Consider the following 8,290-nt stretch of genomic DNA (forward strand, 5'->3'; position numbering starts at 1 on the left):
CGTGAAAAAAATAACAGCATTTTTGAGCAAATCTTATAAAATTTTATGTCAAAATAGTACTGGTAAAATTACTGAAATTTTGAGTCCCCATGAAAAAACTATATAATGAAAGAAATGAATAATAAGGAGAAGAATATGATCTTAATTTCGTGGAATATCGACTCACTAAATGCTGCTTTGACCGGAACCTCCTCACGTGCAGTGGAGACACGTAAGGTTTTAGAAAAAATACATGACCAAAATGCAGATATTGTTGCCATTCAAGAAACAAAATTACGCTCCACGGGTCCTACTAAAAAACATTGGGAAATATTAACTAAAGAGTTCCCTGAATATGATATAGTCTGGCGTTCATCTGAAGAACCGGCTCGTAAAGGTTACGCTGGAACTATGTTTTTATATAAAAAAGAACTTAAGCCTAAAGTAACTTATCCTATTATTGGAGCGCCGGAGCCAATGGATCACGAAGGCAGAATCATTACTTTAGAGTTTCCTGAGTATTTTGTCACGCAAGTATATACCCCCAATTCTGGCAATGGCCTTAAGCGCCTAGATGACCGGCAAGTGTGGGATGAAAAATACATCGCATATTTGCAGCAATTAGATCAGGAAAAACCGGTCTTAGCTAGTGGTGATTACAATTGTGCGCACCATGAAATCGACCTGAAGCACCCTGATACTAACCATCATTCTGCCGGCTTTACTGATGAAGAACGGGCAGATTTTACCAAAATGCTTAAAGCCGGTTTTACGGATACTTTTAGAAAACTTCACGGCAACGTTGAAGGGGTCTATTCTTGGTGGGCTCAAAGGGTAAGAACTGCCAAAGCTAATAACTCAGGCTGGAGAATTGATTACTGGCTGACAAGCAATAGAGTTGCTGACAAGGTCAAGCGTTCTGAAATGATGGACACAGGAGCGCGCGCCGATCATTGCCCAATTTTATTAGAAATAGACTTATAAATAGCTATCAAAAGAGAGCCAAAGGGTTGATGTGATCCCTAAAATTAGGACAAATTAAGGGTCACATCAGGTTGGGTTTCTTTTTCTTTTGTGTAAAATAATTTTGAGGTGATGAGTATGAATGAGCCCTTGCAAGACGCCATTCTTAATGGTCTGTATGATTCCAGTTATCCGGGACATGAAGTATTAGGACCAAAGCTCCTGCAAAATAATAAGCAGGAGAACATTTGGCTGACTTTGCGGCAAGAGCTGCTCAGTTGCAATACTTTTACCTGGGCAGTGGCTTTTGTGACACAGGACATGCTTGTCCCCTTTAAAGTAGTCATGGCCGATTTGGCTAAAAGAAACGTTACGGGTACGTTAATTACAGGCGACTATCTAGGATTTAACAACCCCAAAGTTTTCCGTGAATTAATGAAGATTAGCAACTTAACGGTAAAGATTACGCCGCAAGCAGGTTTTCATGCTAAGGGTTATCTCTTTGACCATGATGACTGGCAAACTTTGGTTATTGGCAGTGCTAATTTTACCCGTGCGGCACTTTTAAGTAATTATGAGTGGGCTTTGAAAATTAGTTCGAAGAATAATGCGACACTGACAACACAAATTGCTAAACAGCTGCATGAATTAAAAAAGACGAGCACGCCATTATCCGCAAGCTGGATAAGAGAATACGAACAAAATTGGGTAAAGCCACAACCGCATTCCCAGGTTCATGTTAATGAAGCAGCTAAAATTGTGCCAAATAAGATGCAGCAGGAGGCACTGCATGAACTAAAGGGACTAGTTGATGGTGGGCAAAAACGCGGCCTGGTAGTTTCGGCAACTGGAACTGGGAAAACGTATTTGGGGGCTTTTGCGGTTAAAGATTTTAAACCGCGCAAGTTTCTTTATGTAGTCCATCGTGAACAAATTGCCAAAAAAGCTTTAAAAAGTTTTTACCAGGTAATTGGCGGCAATCCAACTGATTATGGCTTGTTAACCGGACATAAGCACCAGATTGAGCGCAAATATGTTTTTGCCACCGTGCAGACTTTAAGTCAGCCGGATATCCTTGCCAGCCTGAGTGCAACAACTTTTGATTACATTTTGATTGATGAGGCCCACAGAGCAGCTGCACCAAGTTATCAGCGCATTTTTGCCAAGTTTAAGCCGCAGTTTTGGCTGGGGATGACTGCCACGCCAGAAAGAATGGACGATCAGGATGTCTATAGATTGTTTGATTATAATCTAGCTTATGAAATCCGCTTGCGGGAAGCGTTAGAAGAAAAAATGCTGGCTCCTTTTCATTATGTGGGAGTTGCGGACTATGAAGTTGCTGGTGCAAGCATTGATGAGACCGCCAACTTGCGCAGATTACTGGCGCCAGAGCGTGTTGACTATGTTTTGAAACAGCTGGACTATTACGGCTACTGTGGCTCTCAAGCTAAAGGACTGGTCTTTTGCAGCCGCCAAGAAGAAGCACGCGAATTAGCACAGGCTTTTTCAGAGCGCAAGCATCCGGCAGTAGCCTTAACCAATGAAGACAGTGAAAAAAGAAGACTGCAAGTGGTCAGGCAGCTGGAACAAGGTAAAATTGATTACATCATTACCGTTGATCTCTTTAATGAGGGCATTGATATTCCGGCTTTAAATCAGATAATTATGTTGCGGAATACTCAGTCCAGTATTGTTTTTATCCAGCAGCTAGGTAGGGGCTTACGTAAATATCCGGGCAAAGATTATGTCACGGTCATTGACTTTATTGGTAACTATAAAAATAACTATTTAATTCCGATTGCTTTGAATCAGGATGACAGTCGTTCACAGGATAAGGCACGTGAAGAAAGTGTGCTTCCGAGTTTTATTGATGTTTCAACAATTAACTTTAGCCAAATTGCTTCTGCCAAAATTTTGGCTTCGCTGGATAAGATTAAATTGGACAGCATTAAGGAATTGCGGCAATCTTACCAAGAATTAGCTGAAAAAATAGGGCGTCCGCCCCTGCTATTTGATTTTTACCGTTATGGCTCAACTTCACCAATAGTCTTTGCCAACAATCATAGTCTTGGACACTATGGCGAGTTTCTGGCCAAGATGGGTGAGCCTGTAAAATTGAATGGCTATGAAAGTGCGGTTTTATCTTTTGTTACTAAAGAATTATTGAATGGTAAAAGGCCACATGAACTGCTGCTTTTAAAGCTACTTTTAGAAAAAGAGCAGGTTAGTCAGGAAGAATTTGAGAAAAAACTGCATGATTATGGTGCTTATGTTAATGAAAAAGTGTTAATTTCAGTTGAAGATATTCTTTCGTTAAGCTTTTTTGACATTAAGCAGGGCAAGACAACCAAAAAAGAACAGTATGGCGGTCAGCCGCTTGTGGTTAAAGCTGATTTACTGGATTATGCATTAGCACCGCAATTAATGCAGTCTCTTTTGCAAAATAATACTTTTAAAAAATTGTTTGTTGATGTGATTAAAACAGGTTTGGCAATGAATCAAAAATATGATAATCAAAAGCAATTCACGCTTTACGAGCAATACGATCGTAAAGATGCTTGTCGGTTGCTCAATTGGCCTTTAGATGTTTCTGCACCAATGTATGGCTACCGTGTGGACGAACATGAAACTCCTATTTTTGTCACTTATCAAAAAGACTCGGCTAAAAAGCGCAATGCTTTATACCATAATACGCTAGAAGACGGCCGCTGTTTACGCTGGTATACGAGATCGCCACGTCATCTAGAATCAGATGAGGTGCAGAGATTGCTTAATACGCCGCAAATGAAGCTGTTGCTTTTTGTTAAGAAGAGTGATGCGATTGGCAAGCAGTTTTACTATTTAGGACAGGTTGATATTCAAAAAGACACGGTCAAAGAAGAATTGTTGGGGCCGAAGAAAAAAGCAGTGGTAGGGATGAATTTATTATTAGAAAAACCATTGAGTACAAAAATGTATGAGTTATTATTTGATGAATAAGAAAAAGTCTAAGAATTAATTTTCTTAGACTTTTTGTGTTAGCTGTAACGTTTCAAGAGTCGCCATTATAGAATTTTTGCTTGATAAGATAAATAAAAAATATTAAATAAATATTAATAAAATTAGCTATTTTACAAATATTATGTTAAAATACTATAAAATTTAAATAAGTAGGCCATAAAAAGGAGGTAACAAAATGGCAGAACGTAACCTTAAAGATGCAGATCAAAATAAAGCAATCCATGCTATGCGTCAAGAACATCGAATTAATCGAGTTGTTTTACCAATTGCGGCTCTATATGTAGTCTTTTTAATGTGGACAGCATTAACTAATTTTAGTTTGGCTCTTAAAATTGCTACAGTTGCATTTTTTATTACACTTGTCTATTTCGCTATCTCTGATACGATGTATCTGTATGACAAAATCAAAAAGAAACGTGAAAAATAATTTTAACTTTTAAATATTAAAAACTTAAACATAAAGTAAAAAGTTGATAAATTACCTTGTGACTATAAACCCCGAAATTGTTTCAATTTCGGGGTTTTATTATGGTTAAATTATTAACAGCGTTTTGGTTTAAAAATAATATTACGCGTATACAAATTACACTTTTATTTTTTGTTTTTTAGTGTTATTCTTATCATGTTGTTTATTATTATATGAAAGGTTTATATTATGACAAGAAATTATAAATTTGAGTCCCACCATAGTGGCAAATTAATACTTACTAGTGTGGTTGCTGCTACCTTGGGTTTAATTATCATGTCTCCGGATATGGTTAAAGCTGATACTTTGATCAATTCTGTTGCTGCTAAAAAGCAAGTAAATAAAAATAGTTCTTTATCAAATAGTAATAGGACTACAGCTTCAGTTACTAGTCCTGATACTGATAATAATACTACTCCTGAACCTAGCGATAACAATGTCACGCAACCGCAAACTTCTTTAACTAGTAAAACTCAAGTTTCTAAAGACTTATCAACTGTGGGCAATTCAACTAAAAACATTACAGGCCCTGTTATGATAGTCGGATGGGGCGGAACTGATCTAATTTGGCTTCCGGATAAAGGTTTATTAATTATACCTGGTGGTACGGCTACTAACCCTCCTTCTATTCAATCCGTTTTTGGTGACTATCAATCTATTAAAAGAATTGAGATTACAAAGCCATTGAAGCTCGTTGGCGATGCTCACGGAGTATTTAAGTGGCTTACTGGTCTAACTGAAATTAAGGGCTTAAATCAAGTCGATACTTCTGCTGTGACTAATATGGAGGATATGTTTAATCAGTGTGAGAATTTAACATCCCTGGATTTGAGCAGCTTTAACACAGCTGGGGTTACTAGCATGCGTAATATGTTCGTCAATTGTAAAGGCTTAACTAGTTTAGACCTGCAAAATTTCAATACTGAAAAGGTTACTGATATGTATGATATGTTTGCCGAGTGTGCAAGTTTGAAAACTCTAAATATCAGTAGTTTCCAGATGTCTCAAGTAACGAACAAGACTGGCGTGTTAAGTGGTCTATCTAATTTGTCTATTTTAATTCTGGGACCTAATAATTTTTTAAAGAACACCTACCTTAACACAGATAGCCACTGGCGTAATAAAGGCAACGGCTCGGTAGACGAGCCGCAGGGAAATAACTACTGGTCTTCCTATGAATTAACAGAGAACTACTTAGGTACCAGAGATCAAGATACGTATATTAGAGTAGGAAAAGTTACAGTTCATTATCGCGATGAACATGGTAAATCGCTAGCTCAAGACCAGACTTTAAATGGAAGATTTGGTACTGGCTATAGCAGTATACCCCAAAATATTGCTGGCTATGTGGTAAAAACTACTCCTGCAAATGCTAAAGGTACTTTTACAGACGACCCCCAAGAAGTCACTTATGTTTATGCTAAAAATGCCCCGGTTAACCCTGGCGGTACTGCTGGCAGGCAACCAATTGTGGGTGGCTCCGTTACGGTTCACTATCAAGATGAAACCGGCAAGCAGCTTGCACCTGATCGGGTTTTAACCGGTAATGTTGGTGAAGGCTACCTTACACAAGAAGTAGCTCTGGCTGGCTATAAGCTGACCCAAAGACCAAAGAATGCCACTGGTTTTTATACGGCCAATCCGCAAAGTGTCACCTATATTTACTCGCAAAATGTCACAGGGCAAGCTGCAGTGAGGAGAACAGTTTTTCATAATTCCTACCTGTACGACCAAAATGGCAGCCGTAAAACTGGTGAATACTTTATGGGCAAGACTATTTGGACCTATGGCACTAAAGTTATTCAGGGCAAGAAGTATTACGATTTAGGCCAGGATAACTATGTTAAGGCTACTAATGTTTCGGGCGTTAAGCGCAAGCTAAGACGCAACAGCTACGTTTACGGTAAAACGGCTAAAAAGCTGCAGCGAAAGGCATTAAAGAAGGGCCAAAGAATAAAAACTTATGGCGCAGCCGTTAAGATCCACCGGAAGCTATACTATATCGTAGGGAAAAACCAATACGTCAAAAAGAGTAACTTTTAATAAATATTACAAGTAAAAAATAAGAGTTAGGAAATTCTCCTGACTCTTATTTGTTTTAAACCGAATTCATCGTAATTAAATGATTTTAGAAGTTAAGCTAAATCAAATTAACGCGCCACAAAAGTATTAGGCTTGATGCGCTGCAATATTTCGTAGCCTACATCTTTTTGGTTGTTTTCATTATCATCAGTTTGATTTAAAAACATCACAATACCGTTTTGATTATCTGCAGTTAGCTGCATCCAGGTACCAAAATGAACCCCTTTAAAACTCCCATAGGCGTTTTTAATATTATCGTTATTATATAAATAAAGTCCGCCTGAATAATTAACTACTTTGCTTTTTAAGTGTGTTAGATAATAAAAATCGTTTTTATTAAGAATAGAGCCATCTGTTAAACCAACTTGCATTTTGTAATATTCTTCTGTTGTAGTAAATAGATTGCCGGCACCTGGAATCTGTGAGACTAAACTCTTTTTAAGATAAGCGGCTTTTTGATAATTTTTACCACCATTTGAATAGTATGAAATAGGGTCTGTTTTACCCTTAGGAATGTTTTGGTAAAGATATGTATTCTGCAAGTTCAGCTTGTCAATAATTCGGCTCTGGATATTATCCGCATACGATCTACCGGTGATTTGTCTGATAATGCCTGTAAGTAAAATATAATTACTATTATTGTAATGATAATTACCTATTGTGTCGGATGGAGAAGAATTAATGTTGTTAACTACCCAGTTAATTGCTTTTTCTTCCGAATAGTTTCGGCCCCTGTCTACTTCGGTTTTAGTCGCCATAATACCGGAGGTATGAGTTAACAGATTGCCTACAGTAATATTATCCGCATTTTTGAGGTTAGGGTACCAGCGAGATATTTTGGTGTATTGGGTGAAGGAATTATTAGTGCCCTTGGTTTCGTTAATTAACTGGACTACCATGGCCGCAGTTATTACTTTTTGCAAAGAAGCTGTCGGATAGACGACTTGGCTATTGCCGTTGCCGATACGCTTGCCATACCAAGCATAACCATAGCTAATTGTCTGTGGTACACCGTTTTTAACAACGGTAACAATGCCGCGAACATGATGTTTTTGCAAAGTATTTCTGACAAAATTATACATTTCTGTCTGCGTGCTGCTTGGTGCTGCTTTGACTTGTGTAGTAGAAACAGCGGCTAGGGGTGTCACGGCCATAACTAAGGATGTGGCTAGTGTAATGATTTTATGTTTCAAAATAGTTTTAATCTCCTTAAAAAGATAGTTGTATTATAAAACTTTTAAATTAATTAGGTTATACGAAAGGATTAAGTTTAGATAACGTTTGCTAGTTTTAAGATACGAAATTGTGACAAATAAAGAAGAGATGAGACAAATATTTCAAGGAAATTGTGGGGCAATTCTAACTAGATTACGGCGAAGCTAGGCTAATTGAGCAAAAATAATTCAAATATAATGAAGAAATATTTTTATTTCAAAAAAATGCAAAAAAGACTTGCAAAAAAGAAAAATACTTGCTAGTATTAATAACTGTCGTCGGGCAATGAGCCGCAAGGCGCGAGCACGAAGACGGCGTAAAAAAATCAAGCAAAAGCAGTTGACAAAAGTCAATTGTTTTAGTAAGATAATAAACGCTGTCCGGTAAGACGGCAAAACAAGTCAGAAAAAAGTGCTTGACAAAAACGCTTGAATCTGGCAAAATAAAAAAGCTGCTTTAGCAGCAGGTAGTACCTTGAAAACTGAACAATGTTTTCGCAAAAATGTGCGGGTTTAAAGAACCCAAAACAAAAGAGCGAAGTCAATTTCGCAAGCAAATAAATCCGAGATGCGAATCTTGGAACGA

At 37.7% G+C, this 8,290-nt stretch carries 5 protein-coding genes; 4 read left to right on the plus strand and 1 reads right to left on the minus strand.

Annotated features, from left to right (window positions below):
* Positions 1-135 precede the first annotated feature (135 nt).
* The 4 genes from F5ESL0259_RS00475 to F5ESL0259_RS00490 all read left to right on the plus strand — a co-directional run bounded on the left by F5ESL0259_RS00475 (position 136) and on the right by F5ESL0259_RS00490 (position 6,451).
* Positions 136-963 (plus strand): exodeoxyribonuclease III, encoded by an 828-nt coding sequence (locus F5ESL0259_RS00475; RefSeq protein WP_122037109.1) that lies wholly within the window; start codon positions 136-138, stop codon positions 961-963.
* A gap of 117 nt (positions 964-1,080) precedes the next feature.
* The gene (locus F5ESL0259_RS00480) at positions 1,081-3,921 is read left to right on the plus strand and encodes a DUF3427 domain-containing protein (protein ID WP_122037110.1); all 2,841 of its coding nucleotides are present in this window, start codon (positions 1,081-1,083) and stop codon (positions 3,919-3,921) included.
* Positions 3,922-4,117: 196 nt separating this feature from the next.
* Entirely contained in the window at positions 4,118-4,369 is a 252-nt protein-coding gene (locus F5ESL0259_RS00485) for a hypothetical protein (RefSeq protein WP_046324090.1), read from the plus strand.
* Positions 4,370-4,597: 228 nt separating this feature from the next.
* Positions 4,598-6,451 carry a MucBP domain-containing protein gene (locus tag F5ESL0259_RS00490; RefSeq protein WP_122037111.1) on the plus strand — a complete coding sequence of 618 codons (1,854 nt, stop codon included), beginning with the start codon at positions 4,598-4,600 and terminating at the stop codon, positions 6,449-6,451.
* A gap of 107 nt (positions 6,452-6,558) precedes the next feature.
* Here F5ESL0259_RS00490 and F5ESL0259_RS00495 read toward each other — a convergent pair whose 3' ends face one another.
* Positions 6,559-7,683, minus strand: a complete 1,125-nt coding sequence (locus tag F5ESL0259_RS00495) for a serine hydrolase domain-containing protein (protein ID WP_370448789.1) — start codon at positions 7,681-7,683, stop codon at positions 6,559-6,561.
* Positions 7,684-8,290: the final 607 nt, after the last annotated feature.

Origin of the sequence: Lactobacillus sp. ESL0259 (genome assembly GCF_003693045.1) — a bacterium.
GTDB classification, from domain to species: domain Bacteria; phylum Bacillota; class Bacilli; order Lactobacillales; family Lactobacillaceae; genus Lactobacillus; species Lactobacillus melliventris.

Bases quoted from the DNA above. Each gene is read 5' to 3' on its own strand.
- F5ESL0259_RS00475 (WP_122037109.1), top strand. From the start codon at position 136: ATGATCTTAATTTCGTGGAATATCGACTCACTAAATGCTGCTTTGACC.
- F5ESL0259_RS00480 (WP_122037110.1), top strand. From the start codon at position 1,081: ATGAATGAGCCCTTGCAAGACGCCATTCTTAATGGTCTGTATGATTCC.
- F5ESL0259_RS00485 (WP_046324090.1), top strand. From the start codon at position 4,118: ATGGCAGAACGTAACCTTAAAGATGCAGATCAAAATAAAGCAATCCAT.
- F5ESL0259_RS00490 (WP_122037111.1), top strand. From the start codon at position 4,598: ATGACAAGAAATTATAAATTTGAGTCCCACCATAGTGGCAAATTAATA.